The following is a 16,620-nucleotide window of genomic DNA, read 5'->3' as shown; positions in this document are numbered from 1 at the left end:
CATTTACAGGTTTATAAGTTTTTTAATTAAGGGTGTAATATGTGTACTATAAAAATACTTTTGCATCGGAAAAGATAATGTGCAGATGTTTACTCCCCTTATTACCAATGATTATCGCATAGAGCTGTTATTGTACGGTTATATGCTGGCTGCTGCAATCCAGTTTATTTATATCTGGTTTGTGTTTGGCCGATTCGCCTTTTTCAAAAAAAAAACGGAAGCATCTGCTGTATTGCCCCCTGTATCGGTAGTTATTGCTGCTAAAAATGAGTACTTCAATTTAAACCGTAATCTCCCATTGATTTTAGCGCAGGACTATCCCAACTTTGAAGTTGTGGTAGTGAATGATGCTTCTGATGACGACAGCCCTGAGCTGTTGAAGAATTTTTCGAGGGAGCACGAAAACCTGAATGTGCTTACGATTCAAGAGAATCTGAATTTTTTTCGTGGTAAGAAATTCCCGCTTGCGCTGGGTATCAAAGCAGCAAAAAATGATTTGTTGTTATTGACTGATGCGGATTGCAGGCCTTCGGGCAATTTCTGGATCAGGGAAATGATGACAAATTTTGGAGATAAGAATACGCAGATAGTTATTGGATTTGGAGGCTACGAGCGTAAAAGCGGATTGCTGAATAAACTGATTCGTTTTGATACACTTCAAATCGCAATGCAGTATTTTTCGATGACACTGAATGGAAATCCATACATGGGAGTTGGTCGTAATCTCGCTTACCGCAAATCTTTCTTCAACGAAAAAAAAGGCTTTATTTCTCATTATCAGGTTCCATCGGGCGACGACGACTTGTTTATTAACAGCAATGCAACGAAACAAAATACTACCATAGAATGGCGACCCGACAGCCAAACTGTATCTTATCCAAAAACAAGTTTTTCATCATGGTGGACGCAGAAAAGGCGGCACTTGAGAACCGGTAAGTTCTATAAGTTCAAACATAAGTCGATACTTGGAATACATTATCTGTCGCAATTATCATACTTCGCGTTACTGGCGGTAATACTTATTTTTGCAAGAGATATCATAACGCTCGGAATTGTACTTGGTATTCTGGTATTGCGTATTTTAAGTCAAATGCTGGTGGTAAAAAAAACGATGAATAAAGTGAAAGAAAAGAATTTATTACTATTTTCGCCAGTGTTTGAATTGTTTTTCATGATTATAAATCCGTTGTTAGCATTATCAAACATCTTCGACAAGGAAAGTAGATGGAAATAGCAATCAATCTTACGGATAAAGCCCAGCGCGATCTCAGGCTCGTGCAGCGCGCCATTGACCATGGCGACCAGAAGGCATATGCCGAACTGATGAATCATTACAAAGATACCATCTACTTCATGTTGCTTAAAATGACGAATAACCCTGACGATGCTGATGATCTCACCATCGAAGCATTTGGTAAGGCTTTTAAAAAACTTCATCAGTACACTCCCGATTACGCATTCAGCACATGGCTGTTTAAAATTGCTTCAAATAACTGCATCGATTTTATCCGCAAAAAGAAAAAAGATTTACTTTCCATTGACAAATCTTACGGAAATGAAGAAGGCGTTGAGCTTTCGCAGATGCTTCCTTCCAACACTCCCGACCCGGAAGAAAAATTTATTGAAGCTCAGAAAATAAAAACAATGCGCGAAGTGGTGGAAAAATTGAAACCGCACTACAGAAAATTAGTGGAGCTCAGGTATTTTGAAGAACTTTCGTATGAAGAAATTTCAGATGAACTTAAACTGCCCTTGGGTACTGTTAAAGCGCAACTGTTCAGAGCGCGGGAATTTCTTTACAATATCATGAAAAATTCTGAAGGCAAGATCTGACGAAGCTTTCATCGACCACATTCCATCAATATTTATTCCATCGTAATTTATATCCTGAAGCAATGAAGGAAGAAATAATCATATCACTGGTGAATGCTCAGCGGGCATTTTTTAATTCGGGAACGACAAGAAGCCTTGAATGGCGAAGACTTCAGCTTAAAGCACTTAAAAAGATGCTGCAGGAAAATGAAGAGCAGATTGTTGAGGCGCTGCATCTTGATATGGGAAAACCTTTGTTTGAAGCGGAGTTCAGTGAGGTGCAGGTACTTTTTCACGAAGTAGATACGGTACTCAAAAACCTGTATGCATGGATGCAGCCTGAGGCGGCAGCCACACCATCGCTCCATTTTCCGGGCAGTAGTATGGTAGTGAAAGAGCCATTTGGAATAGTGCTGATTATGGCGCCATGGAATTATCCTTTTCAGTTGCTTATCGCGCCGCTTATTGGTGCTCTCGCTGCCGGTAATACTGCGATACTTAAACCTTCGAGTGTAACAGTTAATACTTCCGGTATAATCGCACAGCTTATTCCGAAGTACTTTAGGCCTGAATGTGTTTCTGTTGTTGAGTGCAGCGGCGATGAGGCCAACATACTGCTGCTTCAGAAATACGATTATATCTTTTACACCGGAAGTGCCTATGCAGGGCGCATTGTAATGGAAGCCGCGGCAAAACATCTAACGCCTGTAACGCTGGAATTGGGAGGCAAAAGCCCATGCATTGTGGATAAGCACACAAACATCCGTCAAACGGCCAGAAAAATTTGCTGGGGTAAATTCTTCAATGCCGGGCAAACCTGTATTGCACCTGATTATATTTTAGTACATCGTGATATTAAAGAAGCACTGCTTGCCGAAATGAAAAAAGTGCTCATCGGATTCTATGGCACTGAGCCTTCGCAAAGCAAAAGCTATGCACGCATTTGTAATGAAAAACACTTCGACCGCCTCGTAACACTGCTTAACGAAGGAGACATTATTGCAGGCGGTCAGCATCAGCGAACAGAAAAATATATTGCACCTACAATCATTGACAGCATCAGTTGGGAATCGGCAATCATGGCCGATGAGATATTCGGCCCAATTATGCCGGTTATCACTTATTCGGATCTTGATGCTGTTCTTCAAATGATAAATGCCCGCCCCAAGCCATTAGCATTATACATCTTTTCGCGTTCAGGCACGTTTAAAAATAAAATAATATCGGGTACTTCATCAGGGGGCGTTTGTATTAATGATACCCTCAGCCATTTTACAACTAACCTGCTTCCCTTTGGCGGCGTAGGAGAGAGCGGAATGGGGCAATACCACGGAAAGTATAGCTTCAGCGCCTTTTCGCATTCCAAGCCCGTGCTGAGTAAATCATTTTTCTTTGATATTCCTTTGAGATATCCGCCTTATCGCAAAATCGGAGGTTTGATGAAAAAGATTATCCGAAGCATCAGCTGAACCTGATGAGCCGGTTTTGAGTGTGGATTTTTAACCGCGTTTTCGTATCTTTGCAACCTATTTGCAAGCCATATCATGGAAATTCAATCAATAAAACAGCGCTTCGGGATTATTGGTAATTCACCATTACTCGAAAATGCAATTAATATTGCACGGCAGGTAGCACCCACCGATATCAGCGTGCTGATAACCGGCGAAAGCGGTACCGGGAAGGAGTTTTTTCCTCAGATTATTCACCAGCTTAGTGCGCGCAAACACGGGCAGTATATTGCTGTGAATTGCGGCGCTATTCCCGAAGGTACCATTGACTCCGAATTGTTCGGTCATGAAAAAGGTTCGTTTACCGGGGCACATGAGGCACGCAAGGGCTATTTTGAAGTGGCTAACGGCGGCACCATCTTTCTTGATGAGGTTGCCGAACTTCCGCTGCAAACGCAGGTAAGGCTGCTGCGCGTGCTCGAATCGGGCGAGTTTCTGAAAGTGGGCTCGTCGAAGGTAATAAAAACAAATGTCCGCATCATTGCGGCGACAAATATCAATATTCCTATTGCTATTCAACAGGGGAAATTCAGAGAAGACCTGTATTACAGGCTGAACTCTGTGCCCATCTTCATGCCGCCATTGCGTGAACGCAAAGAAGACATCATTTTGTTGTTCCGCAAATTTGCTTCTGACTTCGCAGAAAAATATAAAATGCCATCGCTACAGCTGGAAGAAGATGGTCAGGGACTGCTGTTAAACTACCGTTGGCCGGGAAATATCAGGCAGTTGAAGAACATCACCGAGCAAATATCAATCATCGAAAAAACAAGGCTCGTAACAGCTTCAACGTTGGTTAGATATCTTCCGGAAATACAGGAGTCGAAATTGCCGGTGCCTTTTAAAAAGGATCATGAAGGAGAAATCTCGGAACGTGATATTTTGTACCGCGTGCTTTTTGAGATGCGCAAAGATATCAGCGACCTGAAGCAACTGGTGGGCGAAATTATCAAAACCGAAGGTCTGTCACTTGATGTGAACGATAACGATACTCAGGTGATGAAGAAGTTTACTGCCGAATACGATTCGTATATGCGCGATAATAATTCCGTTACCATCCACCATTCGTCTCCCGAAAGTGCATCGGAGCCGCTTGATGACTCAGTTGTGCTGGAAGAATCGCTTTCCCTTACCGATCGCGAAAAAGACCTGATTAAACGGGCACTTGAAAAATATAAAGGCAAACGCAAAAATGCGGCAGCGGAACTTGGAATTTCTGAACGCACCTTGTATCGCAAAATTAAGGAATACGACATCGACCAGTAGATTAATCCCAATAATGTCCTTACCGGGATAACATGATAATAGCCGTCAACACCCGCTTATTGCTTAAAGACCGTCTCGAAGGGATTGGCTGGTTTACGTTTGAAACACTCAAGCGAATAACCAGTGCTCACAAAGAACATCAATTTTATTTTATCTTCGACCGCCCGTACAGCAAGGATTTTATATTTTCTGAGAATGTCAGACCGGTCATTATCGGTCCACAGGCAAGGCATCCGTTTCTGTTTTATCTCTGGTTTGAATATTCATTACCACGCATGCTTCGTAAGGTTAATGCCGATCTTTTTATTTCGCCCGACGGCTATTGTTCGCTGTCAACAAAAGTTCCGTCAGTTGCGGTAATGCACGATTTAAATTTCGAACATTATCCGAACGACCTGCCATGGCTGGTTCGCAAATATTATCGTTATTTTTTTCCCCGCTTTGCGCGGAAAGCTGCACGAATTGCAACTGTTTCAGAATTTTCGAAAAACGATATTTGTAAAACATACAATGTTCCGGAATCACTGATTGACGTGGTTTATAACGGCGCCGGAGCCCATTTTCACCCGATTTCAGAATCGGAAAAACAAAGAACGAAGCAAAAATTTGCCGGTGGTCATGATTATTTCATTTTTGTGGGCGCGCTGCATCCACGCAAAAATCTGAAAAATCTTTTTCTGGCTTATGAACTATTCAGAAAATCTAGTCCGCAAGAGGTAAAGCTATTAATTGCCGGTGCCAAGAAATGGTGGACTTCTGAAATTGAGCGTATTTACAGCAATATGCACTACCGTGATGATGTCATTTTTGCGGGTCGCCTTTCAGCCCATGAATTAAATGAAGCCATCGGTGCTTCCTCTGCAATGACGTATGTTTCATGCTTCGAAGGATTCGGCATTCCTATCCTGGAAGCGTTTCACTGCGGGGTACCGGTAATCACGTCAAATATTACATCTATGCCTGAAGTGGCGGGCGATGCCGCTCTACTCATCGATCCGTTCTCACCTGCCTCTATTGCAGATGCCATGAACAGGATTGTTTCAGAGAATGGACTTGCCGCTGAGCTGATTCAAAAAGGAAATCAGCGAAAAACATTTTTCAGCTGGGATAAAACCGCGGAAAATCTTTGGAAATCGATTGAAAAATGTTTGCCTTCCGAAACAAATCAGTCGTGATGATATTTTTCGTTTTTCAGAATGGTCATGGCACGGTATAATTGCTCTGCAAATACCAGACGCACCATCTGATGCGGAAACGTCATTTTTGAAAGCGCGATTTTAGCATGTGCCTTTTTATAAACACTTTCCGAAAAACCGAACGCACCGCCCACTACAAACATCAGATGGCGTGTGCCTGCATTCATCTTTGACTGCACAAATTCTGCAAATTCTGTGGAGGTAAATTCGCGGCCACGCTCATCGAGCAGCACCGCAGCGTCTGCTTTTTCCATGTGCTGCGATATTGCAATGCCTTCTTTTTCCTTAATCTGCGCATGGCTGAGCGCCCCTATATTTTTAAGCGCGGGAATCACAATCGTTTCAAACGGAACGTAGAATTTCAACCGCTTTTCATATTCGGCAATTGCTTTTTGAATGTTTGCATCATCGGTCTTGCCGGTCAGCAGCAGCGATATTTTCATTATTGCAATTCTTATGTTGAGGCAATCAAAAATACACAGAATTTTCGTGGACAGCGTCGCACTTTTTGTTATTCAGGTGAGCCTGATGCAAAGAAAGGTCAGTGAACCTGTCGAATGGCCCTGCCCAAACTGGAATTGAACTAACGATGAAGTAAATCTGCCGCACAAAGTCATATTCCAATTTCTTTTCGTATTTTTGACCATTCAGCATGCTGTTTTTGTTGTTTAAGTGGCTTGATTATTGCTTTATCTGCAAACAAAATCATCAAAAATGAAATATTTAGCATTCATATCGCTCCTTTTCGCCGGACTTCATTTATCGGCAACGCCCATTGATTCCACTATAAATATTGACCAACAGGATATTAACGGAAGCATTGCCTCCTATATCCGTAGTGGTGATTCAAAGTCCTTAGCCAATTACTTCAGTGCCACGCTCGACCTCACTGTTCCCGGCAACGAAGGTACCTACAGCAAATCACAGGCTGAGATTATCGTTAAAAATTTCTTTTCACAATACGCACCGGTTACCTTTACGGTAAATCAGCAGGGTTCATCGGGCGAAGGCTCACAGTTTGCCATTGGCACATTAAAAACAGCATCCGGCAGCTTCAGGGCATATTACCTGTTGAAGAAATCGGCCGGGCAACAATTAATCGTAGTGCTGCAATTTGAAGAGGAATAATCCGTTTTAGGATGAATGAGTTTTATCTTTTTCTGAAGATTCAATAGATATTATGATGGAACAAATGACGGTCGATAACCTGATAGCAATCGCGCTGAAGGAAGATATTGGCGATGGTGACCATACTACACTTGCCACGATTCCCGATGGAGTAAGAGGCGCAGTAAGGCTGCTTGTGAAAGAAGACGGAATACTTGCCGGGGTTGAAGTTGCACAATTGATTTACAGACAGTTCGACCCGTCTATGGTTATGAACATTCTGATTCAGGATGGCACGGCCGTTAAGAAGGGCGATATTGCATTTATTGTTGAAGGTCCGGAGCGCTCATTGCTCACAACAGAGCGCCTGGTGCTTAATTTTATGCAGCGCATGAGTGGTATAGCCACCGAAACCCATAAATACGTGGAATGCCTTCAGGGTTTAAATACGAAAATTCTGGATACACGAAAAACAACACCCAATATGCGTTGGTTTGAGAAAATGGCTGTACGTATCGGGGGCGGAGAGAACCACCGCATGGGGCTGTATGATATGATTATGATTAAGGATAATCACGTTGATTTTAGCGGAGGCATTGCAAATGCCATTCATACAACAAAAAAATATCTTGAAGCGATTGGCAAGGATCTTAAAATTGAGATTGAAGTAAGAAATTTCACAGAACTGGACGAAGTCATTGCTACGGGCGGCGTTGATCGAATCATGCTGGATAATTTTAATCCGCGGGATTTGAAAAAAGCTGTTGCGGTTATTGGTGAGTGCTACGAAACCGAAGCATCCGGAGGCATCACCTATTCCAATATCAGAGAATATGCTGAGTGCGGTGTAGATTATATTTCTGTCGGTGCCCTTACGCATCAAATCAAAAGTCTTGACCTGAGCCTGAAGGCTGTGGTGTAACCATTATAAGATTTATTGATGGCTGAGAAATTCCTGGAAAAAGTTAAGCGCTGGACGCCTGTGGCATCCTTATTAAAACTCTCGCGAACCATCGTATTGCCGGGTTTTGATAAAATGCCGCTTTATGATGTAGCCGCATTTTTTGTGCGTGGCTTGCTGAATGGCTCCATTACAACCCGTGCATCTTCCATTGCATTTAAATTTTTTGTAGCGTTGTTTCCTGCAATCATCTTTTTCTTTACACTGATTCCTTATATTCCTGTTGCGGGTTTTCACGATACGTTGCTCGCCACTATTCAGGATTTGCTTCCGCAGAATGTTTATGTTATCGTAAAATCAACAATTGAAGATATTGTAATGCGGCAGCACGGCGGGTTGCTCTCAGTGGGTTTTGTAATGGCATTGTATTTTTCACTGACAGGTGTACTGGGCGTTATAACCGCGTTCAACGCTACTTATCACAGCATTGAAACACGTAAAATGTGGCAGCAGTATCTGGTTTCATTGGTACTTGTTATCATACTTCTGGTCATTACTTCCATTGCAATTTCGCTCATTATTATAGGAACAGCGGGGTTAAAATACTTTGTTATTCACGGCTTTCTTACCAGCAACCTGGTCATTTATCTCATCACGGCGGGCAAATGGATTGTGGCAATTCTGATGGTCTTTTTCGGGATATCATTTCTTTATTATCTTGCCCCGGCGCGTAAAGAGCGCTTTCGGTTTATTTCTGCAGGCTCAACACTCGCAACAATACTTTGTATTGCTACTATCATCGGGTTCAATTTCTACGTAAATAATTTCGGAAAATACAATGCCGTTTACGGTTCTATCGGAACGCTGCTTGTAATTCTGATGTGGTTCTACCTGAATGCACTGGCACTACTGATAGGCTTTGAGCTCAATGCCAGTATCTCCGAGGCGCGTGAGCAGCGCGGTCAAAATGAAGAACTGGATTTCAAGGAGCAGTAGGTGCTATTCTTTATCGGCATACTGACCTATCATTTCATCATATTTTGCTTTGCCAAAAACCTTCATAAATTTCTGTTTCCCTTCGTCACTCATTTGAAAACAATGGGGTCGTTTAAAGCGTTTATCGCGATGTATGCTTTCGGCCTCTTTTATAATTTCAGATGTGGGCGCATTTCCCGGAACGCAGTATTGATAGGCTTTTCGCATCAGTTCGATGGAGTCATCGGAATGCCACATATGTCCGTATGATAACTCTTCAAGATAAAGTGCATCTTTGAAAACATCGTCCCAGTTCATACCGAAATATTCACCAAGAATTTTTTCCCGGTAACGGAAGAATCCGGGATTGCATTCTTTGGTACGTCTTATATTTTTCATAGTGTATTCCATGCCTCGTACATCGGCCCAACGATCGTCGTGAGGAGCAAAATCACAATGCGCATCCACCCAGTCGTTCATCAGCTCAAGCAATTTATCCCACAGCCTGATTTTCAGACTTCGCATTGCATCTTCGGGTGCATATTCCCAATCGGTAAGTATGCGATGCAATCCAAGCAGAAAAGAATCGGGCATTCCGAAAGGCGATTTTGCTGCGAGTTCTTTATAATATGCAATCATGACATTCGCTTTTTTCAAATAAACAGGCAATGGGAACATCTCGCCAATTTCACGTTCCGTCTCAAGTGCATCAAGCGTGAGCGCACTTCCGTCCATGGCACGGTAAATTCCTTTTTCTTCGCAGGTGCGTAAAAATACAGGATAAGAAATTCCGGATCGTCCGAGGGCGATTACTTCCTGCAAAAGCGGTATTATTTTTTCTCCCGCGGGAGTGTCTTTAAGGCTGACAATTGAATCTTGGTACGACTTTATAGTCATCTCAAGCAATTCGCTGTCGTCTGTAACTTTCGAATATTTTTTTCTTCCTTCCTCGGCTAATACCTCACCGTATGCCGTGCTGAAACCAACATACAGACCTTCGGTATTGAGTCTGGTCGAGAACGATGTCATATCGTCCATTTCTGCTGCATATTGTTCCATTTTATCCAGTGCGGCCTTCATGCGGTCAAACGCTTCACCCGAAAGGTTTTGAGCCGCCAGGTCGTTGTACATGGTTCTGAAAGTGCCGAGAATAGCATCGGCCATGGTTTTTTCTATAGGCATATTAAATCCCTTTCAGCTTTTTGAATTGTTCAATTCGTTTAATAATCATGGCATCGGGCACCGGAATAAGGCGTCGGTGGCGGTCTTCCCATATCAGGTCAACATCAAATTCCCAATCGGGTTTCCATTCCCGTGCCCGGAACAGATACTGCTCTTTCCAGATTCTTCGGTCTTCTTCAACGCGTTCTTGCGCCCAGTCAGTAAATTCTTTTCTCCATTCGGAAGGTATTTCGGCATTTTCCCACACTTCAAGATTTTCGAGCATCATAAAATCCGAATAAAAAACGGAGGTAAACAGATCAACGGAAATCTCGATATTCGTTTTTGTCTCTATTTCGTTGACTTTGCTGATGATGTCCATGTCGGATGTAGCGGAATCCAACATGTCCAGAATGCGTTCCGACGATTTTACTCTTATCTTTTCAAGGAGCTCGTCATTCAGCTTTTTTCGGGCGGTTTCTTTATCGCGTACTTGTGCTTTCGCATTGTTCAGTGCAAGCTGTCCGCGCTCCATTTTCTCTTTAAATTCCTCCAGTGTTGATGAGGATTCAAGCGCTTCGCAAATAGCTTTTTCAGCTTGAAAGCTGTTTGTAAACACCGGGTCATTCCGGTATTTTTCCATGCGTACACGGTAGTACTCCAGGTATTCCTGTTGCCTTTGTTCCATGATAAAAAATTTAAATTCGCAATTATGCTGAAGGCAAACGCCTTTTAACTCATTTTTTGGTGAAATTTACAGACTTGTTGTCGTAGTTGAGCCAGTATTTGCCCTTTTCAAAGTCTTGCACTTCAATTTCCTTGCCGTAACCTTCACTGATGAAATTTCCTGTAAGGTCAAAAATCTCCCACATGGTTTCAGCCGAGAATACAATTTTATCAACCACTTTCAGCGATTCAATTGTTATCTCCGGATTTTTAGAAGTGTATTTTATGGATTTGGAGTAAACGGGATTTCCGGTATTATCGGTATGTACAATCCGAAACGTATTTATACCTGAGTGCGGATGAGTTTCAAAACTGAATTGTTCTTTTTTTACGGTATCCTGTGTAGGCACTTCGCTTATCTGCATCCATTTGTTCCACCGATACTGTTCAACAATAAAAGCATCTTCGCCAATATCGCCTTTGATGGTCCAGTTAAGTTTGGCTGTTTTATCTGCTTTTGCAGATAAAAACGAAAATTGCTGCTTTACTGCAAGTGCTTTTGGGTTGATGACAGTGGGAGTGCAGCCTGCCGTATGTTTTATCACCACAGTTACAGGCTCACCGGTCTTGAGTTCCAGCAACGACAGATCTATTTCAAACGAGTTAGAACGGAGCTCGTCGCTGGTCGGTTTGTTATTTACCAGCACCTGAGTTACACAAAAACCGGCACCGACGGATGGATTCATTACATAAAGGTTGAATCCGTAATAATTCCCTTTAACCACAACATCATCCTGTGCCATGGCAAATAAAGGAAGGCAAAGTATCAGGAGTAAAAATGATTTCCGCATAACAGTATTTTTATATACAAACCTACACAATTCTGACGATTTGGTCAATAATTATTCGGTAAGGTTTTCAGCAAAATTATGAACGGGATTAATTGTTTTTTTTATCTTTCATCTTATGTCTGAGCTCTATAATCATTTACTTAAACACTTCCATCAGGCGCTCCTTAACCTGCTCCGGCCTTATGCTGCGTATGCACTCACAATCCTTTGTTTTCCTGCATTTGCTGCATTTTTTATCCACTACGAAAACGGATGCATTGATTCCGACCGGGGCCCATCTTCCGGGATGCATGGGCCGTATCGGAGGAAAGATTCCCATAGCGTATTTTCCTACCGCTGCGGCTATATGCAGCGGCCCGGTGCTGCATGCAACCATGCCATCGGCAACAGCAATAAACGAAATCAACTCATCCAGTGTCAGCTTGCCGGTGAGGTCATGAACATGTTTGTATGGGGCAATTAAAGCGTCGTTCACTGATTCGCCTTCTTCTTTAGTACCCGTTATAAAAATGTTGAATTTTTCTGGTGGCAGTATTTCAATAAGCGAAGCAAAGTTTGAAACGCCCCATTCACGGGCACTTCCTTTCGACCCGGGATGTAGTATAAGATTGAATTGTTCGGCCTTCAGCAATTTTTTTGTTTCGGGTTTTGGAAGTCCGGGCTCTTGCAATCCGTAATAGGCGGGAATCTCATGTATGGGATATGTCGAAATGGCTCCGAATGGTATCAGTAACTTAAGGTTAAGTTGCGATTCGTGCCAGGGCGAATTTTTACGCGAGAGCCGGGTAAGTAAATTGCATGTGTGCCAGTGCCACAGCCGGTTTGTGGTGCCAAGACGAATTTTAATATGTGCTTTTTTGGCAGCGACCGCAATCGCTTTTACCGGGAAAACATGAATAATTACATCAGCATTTAATTGACGAAAAGCTTCGGCCTGCCCTGATTTATCGAGTCTCTTTATCTCATCCCAGTTGACAAATTCATCAACATTACTGCAGTGTTCAATAAGTGTTTTAGTATAGGTTTTTCCAAGAAAAATTATGGTGCATTCAGGATAGAGTTCTTTCAGAACGCCTGCCACGGGAAGGCTGAGCACAACATCGCCAATGCTGTCGGTACGGCTGATGATTACACGCTTCCCGTTAAGGTTGCGCTTACGCCTTTTTATAAAGATGCCTGAGCTTCGCATATTTTAAATAGGTTGCATAAGCCGAAATCCGGCAAATCGTGAATCCTGCACTACCGTCTAAAAATCCCAGACGGAACACATACATTCCTAAAAATTTGGCTATTGTCCGGATAAGCATTCCGGCAACAGTAATCTTTTTTTTCTTTGCGAAAAGAGCTGTCGATGCAATGTCTGTGAACTTAATGACTTGTTTGTGATGATCGTCGCGTGTGTAATATGAATAATGCAGAATGTCGCCTTTCAATAACTCCGTACCTGATCCGGCATCCATTTCATACTTGTCATGCGGATTGATTCCGCCCCAACGACCTTTGGTGCTGTCCCACAGCCGTAGTTTAGTGTCTGGATACCATCCGCAATGATGAATCCATTTACCGCAATAATTCGTAATTCGGCTCATCGAATAGCCGTCTGCATGCTTGTCGTTTTTTACTTCCTGAATAGATTGCCTCAACTCGTCAGAGAGTGCTTCATCAGCATCAAGCGAAAGGATAAATGGAAATTTTGCATGGGTGATGGCAAGGTTCTTTTGTTCAATATGCCCGTCGAACACATGTTGCACAACCCGTGCACCTAGCATTGCGGCAATTTCGCATGTGCGGTCTTTTGAAAATGAATCAAGGATTACTACATCATCGGCAATTCCTTCGACCGAGCGGATACAGCGTTCAATATTGCGCTCTTCATTGAAGGTGATAATTACAACCGATAATTTCGTTTGTTCCATTTTTCAAAAAAATACGTTGATGCTACGGCAATTCAGGGTATAAAAAATTATTGTACGGATATCGTTTGATATGCAATTTACGAACTTCTGAATACAGCATATCTCTGAACGTATCAATTTGTTTCTTTTTCGTTGCCGAAATAAAAATGCAGGGTGTATTCTCAGATGCCATCCACGATTGTTTCAATTCTTCAAAACTGAGGTTTTCTTTTGTTGCCGGAGTCAGGTCATCTTCATCCTTCACAACATAGGAATAGCGGTCAATTTTGTTGAATACCATGATGGTTGGCTTGTCGGCTGTACCGATGTCGGCCAGCGTTTGACGCGCTACGTTTATCTGTTCTTCAAAATCATTATGAGAAATATCCACAACATGTAACAGTAAGTCGGCTTCCCGCACTTCGTCCAGTGTTGATTTGAACGATTCAACCAGGTCGTGCGGCAGCTTACGAATAAATCCTACGGTGTCCGTCAGCAAAAACGGAAGGTTGCCAACCACCACTTTTCTGACGGTTGTATCAAGTGTCGCAAATAATTTATTCTCGGCAAAAACTTCCGATTTGCTCAACACATTCATGATCGTCGATTTGCCTACGTTGGTGTAGCCAACAAGTGCAACTCGTATCAGTCCTTCACGGTTTTTACGCTGTGTAACTTTTTGCTTATCGATGGTCTTCAGCTTTTCTTTAAGAAAAGTAATCCGGTCTTTGATAACACGACGGTCCGTTTCAATTTCTTTTTCACCGGGACCTTTCATACCGATACCGCCCTGTTGTTTTTCAAGGTGGGTCCACATCCCGGTAAGGCGTGGCAGCAGATACTGGTACTGGGCAAGCTCAACCTGTGTGCGTGCATACGACGTGCTGGCGCGGAATGCGAAAATGTCAAGGATGAGATTGTTGCGATCGAGGATTTTACAACTCAGCGCTTTTTCGAGATTCCGGATTTGCGAAGGCGACAGGGCATCATCAAAAATAGCCGTATTGATTTCATGTTCTTTGATGTATTCCGCTATTTCGAGAAGCTTTCCCGAGCCCACAAAGGTGCGCGAATCAGGCGATTCAACTTTTTGAATGAATCGCTTTATCTCTTTGCCGCCTGCTGTTTCAAGTAAAAATGCGAGTTCGTCCAGGTAAACGCCGGCGCGGTCCTTATCCTGTTTGGGCGTAACAAGCCCGATAAGCACTGCCCGTTCTTTATTGGTCTCTGTTTCTATCAAGGTAGAGTTTGGATTTATTTCTTTTTATTACCATTGGCAATAAAAAAGAAGGTGATGGCGGCAAATACACCGAAAATGGCAACAAACCGTCCATGCGAAAATGCGTAATATGAAATGATTTTATACAAGCATCCAATGAATAACAGTGCTGCGGAAAGCATTGTCAGCCCGCTTTTTTTCAGGAATCCGCCGATAAACAGCAGCATTCCGAAAAAGCCAAAAGCTACTGCGATATAAAAATTGGTGCTGCTGAAATTTGGCGTACGGTATTCAACAAAAAAACAAATATACACAATGAGCAGAACCGCGAGGCGCAGCATCCAGGTTGACAACGGAAACAATGTTTTTATAGGTTCCATAAGGACGCAAATGGTTAATATCAGCAAAGATACGAATTTCTTATCAGAATGCCCTGTTCATGAGTTATGCCAGTTTTCCGCCAAGGTATTTCCTGGAAATATATTTTACGGGATACCACGATGCCGCAAACCCGATAATAAATACAATGCCGAACACCAACAGAAAATCCATGACTTCCATTTTTACAGGGTAAGCATCTACAACAAATGAATTGCTTGTTTGTATCGTGATGAAACTGAAGGTCTGCTGAAGCCAACAGATTATTCCGCCTAATACTAATCCAAGAACGCCGCCCAATAAATCAATCAGCAAACCTTCGATTAGAAAAATGCGCCGTATAAGTTTTTCATCGGCGCCCAGACTCGTGAGCACGGCAATATCTTTTTTCTTGTCGAGAATAAGCATGCTAAGTGAACCAATAACGTTGAAAGTTGCGATGAACAATATAAACGAAAGGATGATGAATACCGCAAGTTTTTCCGATTTCATGATTTTATACAACAGTTCTTCTTGCTGAAAACGATTTTTTACAGAAAAATTGTCGCCGGCAATTTTTTGTATTTCACGCTGTACTTTTTCCTGATCTTCTCCTTTGCCAATGCCTATTTCAACAGCGCTTATCCGCGTTTTATAATCAAGCAACTGTCGGCAGAACCGCAGTGGCACGATTACGTATTTGATATCAAAATCCTGCTGAATAGAAAACACACCCGCCGGTTGAATGGTAAGGCTGTTAAAAGCTTCCGCAGGATCAAAGCTGGCACGGGCATTACGCCGCGGTACATAAACAGTAAGTGGATTTTCATAATCACGCAGCGCTAATCCAAGTGAGTAGGCCACTCCCTGACCAACCAGCGCAAAATCATTGCTTCCTGTTTGAAGAACATAGTCGCCTTCTGTCATCATCTGCCTGATGTTGCTGGTTTTGTCAAAATCTGAACTGACACCTTTTATAGCGATAACAAACTGTTTGTCTTTGTATTTGAGAAGTGCATTTTCCTCAATAACCTCAGTGTAATAAGCTACTCCGGGTATGCTTTTTAATTGGTCCGATGGAAAAACTGCGGCATCAAAGGTTTTTCCTTCGTTTGCAGTTATACGTATATCGGGATTGAATGAATTGAAAAGCGTTACCACAAGGTTCTCAAAACCGTTGAATACCGATAGCACAATAATAAGCGCCATGGTTCCCATAGTGATGCCGGCAACTGAAATTCCCGAAATGATATTGATGATGTTGTGCGATTTTTTCGCAAACAGGTAGCGGCGCGCTATGTAAAATGCGAATTTCAATCTGCTTATTGCTTTAGAAGTTCATCGATATGATCCAGATAATCGAGGGTGTCGTCGTGAATGAATTCCAGCTCAGGCACAGCCCGCAGCTGATGCCGGATGCGCATAGCCAGTAATCTTCTTATTTCAGCAGTATTCAGTTTTACCAGGTCAAACAGCACTTTTTTATCTTTTGTGGCAAACAGACTTACAAAAACCCGCGCCATCATCATGTCTTTGCTGATAGTAACACGGGTAACTGTAATCATAGAATTACCATACAATCCGCGCTGTTCCTGCTGAATAATTTCCCCGATTTCTTTCTGGAGCAAACGGGACACCTTGCTCTGTCTGATTGTTTCCATAAATGCAAAAGTACAACATTAAAGGCTATTTACATCTAAACTGCA

Annotated in this window: 18 protein-coding genes; 8 read left to right on the top strand and 10 right to left on the bottom strand. The window is 42.5% G+C overall.

Annotated elements, in window-relative coordinates:
- Positions 1–85 precede the first annotated feature (85 nt).
- The 5 genes from WCM76_02545 (at position 86) to WCM76_02525 (ending at position 5,761) form a co-directional block, all read left to right on the top strand.
- On the top strand, positions 86–1,234 hold the full coding sequence (locus WCM76_02545) for a glycosyltransferase (GenBank protein MEI6764490.1): 1,149 nt from the start codon (positions 86–88) through the stop codon (positions 1,232–1,234).
- Positions 1,225–1,833, top strand: coding sequence for a sigma-70 family RNA polymerase sigma factor (locus WCM76_02540; GenBank protein MEI6764489.1), 609 nt, complete (start codon positions 1,225–1,227; stop codon positions 1,831–1,833). The genes WCM76_02545 and WCM76_02540 overlap by 10 nt, the downstream gene beginning before the upstream one ends.
- 62 nt (positions 1,834–1,895) lie before the next feature.
- Entirely contained in the window at positions 1,896–3,281 is a 1,386-nt protein-coding gene (locus tag WCM76_02535; protein ID MEI6764488.1) for an aldehyde dehydrogenase family protein, read from the top strand.
- A gap of 75 nt (positions 3,282–3,356) precedes the next feature.
- The gene (locus tag WCM76_02530; protein MEI6764487.1) at positions 3,357–4,586 is read left to right on the top strand and encodes a sigma-54 dependent transcriptional regulator; all 1,230 of its coding nucleotides are present in this window, start codon (positions 3,357–3,359) and stop codon (positions 4,584–4,586) included.
- Between the two features lie 32 nt (positions 4,587–4,618).
- Positions 4,619–5,761: a glycosyltransferase family 1 protein gene (locus WCM76_02525; protein ID MEI6764486.1), complete on the top strand. Its 1,143-nt coding sequence runs from the start codon at positions 4,619–4,621 to the stop codon at positions 5,759–5,761.
- Here WCM76_02525 and rlmH read toward each other — a convergent pair.
- On the bottom strand, positions 5,752–6,225 hold the full coding sequence (gene rlmH, locus WCM76_02520) for a 23S rRNA (pseudouridine(1915)-N(3))-methyltransferase RlmH (protein ID MEI6764485.1): 474 nt from the start codon (positions 6,223–6,225) through the stop codon (positions 5,752–5,754). The genes WCM76_02525 and rlmH overlap by 10 nt on opposite strands.
- Before the next feature lie 271 nt (positions 6,226–6,496).
- On the opposite strand from rlmH, the gene WCM76_02515 reads away from it, so the two are divergent.
- Genes WCM76_02515 through WCM76_02505 form a run of 3 tightly spaced genes read left to right on the top strand, consistent with a single transcriptional unit; the run spans position 6,497 to position 8,786 of the window.
- Positions 6,497–6,910, top strand: a complete 414-nt coding sequence (locus tag WCM76_02515; GenBank protein MEI6764484.1) for a DUF4783 domain-containing protein — start codon at positions 6,497–6,499, stop codon at positions 6,908–6,910.
- 49 nt (positions 6,911–6,959) lie between these two features.
- A complete protein-coding gene (nadC, locus tag WCM76_02510) occupies positions 6,960–7,811 on the top strand; it encodes a carboxylating nicotinate-nucleotide diphosphorylase (GenBank protein ID MEI6764483.1) in 852 nt (283 codons plus the stop codon).
- An 18-nt stretch (positions 7,812–7,829) separates the two neighbouring features.
- A complete protein-coding gene (locus WCM76_02505; GenBank protein MEI6764482.1) occupies positions 7,830–8,786 on the top strand; it encodes a YihY/virulence factor BrkB family protein in 957 nt (318 codons plus the stop codon).
- A 3-nt stretch (positions 8,787–8,789) separates the two neighbouring features.
- Here the strand turns inward: WCM76_02505 and WCM76_02500 are convergent, their stop codons facing one another.
- From WCM76_02500 to rbfA, 9 genes are all read right to left on the bottom strand, one after another.
- Complete coding sequence (locus tag WCM76_02500) at positions 8,790–9,947, bottom strand: hypothetical protein (protein MEI6764481.1); 1,158 nt, start codon at positions 9,945–9,947, stop codon at positions 8,790–8,792.
- A 1-nt stretch (position 9,948) separates the two neighbouring features.
- Positions 9,949–10,614 (bottom strand): hypothetical protein, encoded by a 666-nt coding sequence (locus tag WCM76_02495; protein ID MEI6764480.1) that lies wholly within the window; start codon positions 10,612–10,614, stop codon positions 9,949–9,951.
- 49 nt (positions 10,615–10,663) lie between these two features.
- Positions 10,664–11,443, bottom strand: a complete 780-nt coding sequence (locus tag WCM76_02490) for a hypothetical protein (GenBank protein MEI6764479.1) — start codon at positions 11,441–11,443, stop codon at positions 10,664–10,666.
- 136 nt (positions 11,444–11,579) lie between these two features.
- Positions 11,580–12,632 carry a glycosyltransferase family 9 protein gene (locus WCM76_02485; protein ID MEI6764478.1) on the bottom strand — a complete coding sequence of 351 codons (1,053 nt, stop codon included), beginning with the start codon at positions 12,630–12,632 and terminating at the stop codon, positions 11,580–11,582.
- Positions 12,598–13,359: a glycosyltransferase family 2 protein gene (locus WCM76_02480; GenBank protein MEI6764477.1), complete on the bottom strand. Its 762-nt coding sequence runs from the start codon at positions 13,357–13,359 to the stop codon at positions 12,598–12,600. Before WCM76_02480 ends, WCM76_02485 begins: the two co-directional genes overlap by 35 nt.
- 22 nt (positions 13,360–13,381) lie before the next feature.
- Entirely contained in the window at positions 13,382–14,578 is a 1,197-nt protein-coding gene (gene hflX / locus WCM76_02475) for a GTPase HflX (GenBank protein ID MEI6764476.1), read from the bottom strand.
- A 14-nt stretch (positions 14,579–14,592) separates the two neighbouring features.
- Entirely contained in the window at positions 14,593–14,937 is a 345-nt protein-coding gene (locus tag WCM76_02470) for a hypothetical protein (protein ID MEI6764475.1), read from the bottom strand.
- Positions 14,938–15,001: 64 nt separating this feature from the next.
- Positions 15,002–16,231, bottom strand: coding sequence for an FtsX-like permease family protein (locus tag WCM76_02465; protein ID MEI6764474.1), 1,230 nt, complete (start codon positions 16,229–16,231; stop codon positions 15,002–15,004).
- Positions 16,232–16,236: 5 nt separating this feature from the next.
- The gene (gene rbfA / locus WCM76_02460) at positions 16,237–16,575 is read right to left on the bottom strand and encodes a 30S ribosome-binding factor RbfA (GenBank protein ID MEI6764473.1); all 339 of its coding nucleotides are present in this window, start codon (positions 16,573–16,575) and stop codon (positions 16,237–16,239) included.
- Between the last annotated feature and the right edge of the window lie 45 nt (positions 16,576–16,620).

Source organism: Bacteroidota bacterium (assembly GCA_037133915.1).
GTDB lineage: Bacteria > Bacteroidota > Bacteroidia > Bacteroidales > CAIWKO01 > JBAXND01.
The sequence above is the reverse complement of the archived record's forward strand: the minus strand, read 5'-3'. Positions and strand labels throughout refer to the sequence as shown.

What these genes read in the sequence shown, in the direction of transcription:
- WCM76_02480 (MEI6764477.1), bottom strand. Translation starts at nt 13,359, where the DNA reads ATGGAACAAACGAAATTATCGGTTGTAATTATCACCTTCAATGAAGAG.
- WCM76_02540 (MEI6764489.1), top strand. Translation starts at nt 1,225, where the DNA reads ATGGAAATAGCAATCAATCTTACGGATAAAGCCCAGCGCGATCTCAGG.
- WCM76_02515 (MEI6764484.1), top strand. Translation starts at nt 6,497, where the DNA reads ATGAAATATTTAGCATTCATATCGCTCCTTTTCGCCGGACTTCATTTA.
- WCM76_02505 (MEI6764482.1), top strand. Translation starts at nt 7,830, where the DNA reads ATGGCTGAGAAATTCCTGGAAAAAGTTAAGCGCTGGACGCCTGTGGCA.
- WCM76_02545 (MEI6764490.1), top strand. Translation starts at nt 86, where the DNA reads ATGTTTACTCCCCTTATTACCAATGATTATCGCATAGAGCTGTTATTG.
- WCM76_02530 (MEI6764487.1), top strand. Translation starts at nt 3,357, where the DNA reads ATGGAAATTCAATCAATAAAACAGCGCTTCGGGATTATTGGTAATTCA.
- WCM76_02525 (MEI6764486.1), top strand. Translation starts at nt 4,619, where the DNA reads ATGATAATAGCCGTCAACACCCGCTTATTGCTTAAAGACCGTCTCGAA.
- WCM76_02535 (MEI6764488.1), top strand. Translation starts at nt 1,896, where the DNA reads ATGAAGGAAGAAATAATCATATCACTGGTGAATGCTCAGCGGGCATTT.
- WCM76_02485 (MEI6764478.1), bottom strand. Translation starts at nt 12,632, where the DNA reads ATGCGAAGCTCAGGCATCTTTATAAAAAGGCGTAAGCGCAACCTTAAC.
- WCM76_02495 (MEI6764480.1), bottom strand. Translation starts at nt 10,614, where the DNA reads ATGGAACAAAGGCAACAGGAATACCTGGAGTACTACCGTGTACGCATG.
- rlmH (MEI6764485.1), bottom strand. Translation starts at nt 6,225, where the DNA reads ATGAAAATATCGCTGCTGCTGACCGGCAAGACCGATGATGCAAACATT.
- WCM76_02500 (MEI6764481.1), bottom strand. Translation starts at nt 9,947, where the DNA reads ATGCCTATAGAAAAAACCATGGCCGATGCTATTCTCGGCACTTTCAGA.
- WCM76_02490 (MEI6764479.1), bottom strand. Translation starts at nt 11,443, where the DNA reads ATGCGGAAATCATTTTTACTCCTGATACTTTGCCTTCCTTTATTTGCC.
- WCM76_02470 (MEI6764475.1), bottom strand. Translation starts at nt 14,937, where the DNA reads ATGGAACCTATAAAAACATTGTTTCCGTTGTCAACCTGGATGCTGCGC.
- rbfA (MEI6764473.1), bottom strand. Translation starts at nt 16,575, where the DNA reads ATGGAAACAATCAGACAGAGCAAGGTGTCCCGTTTGCTCCAGAAAGAA.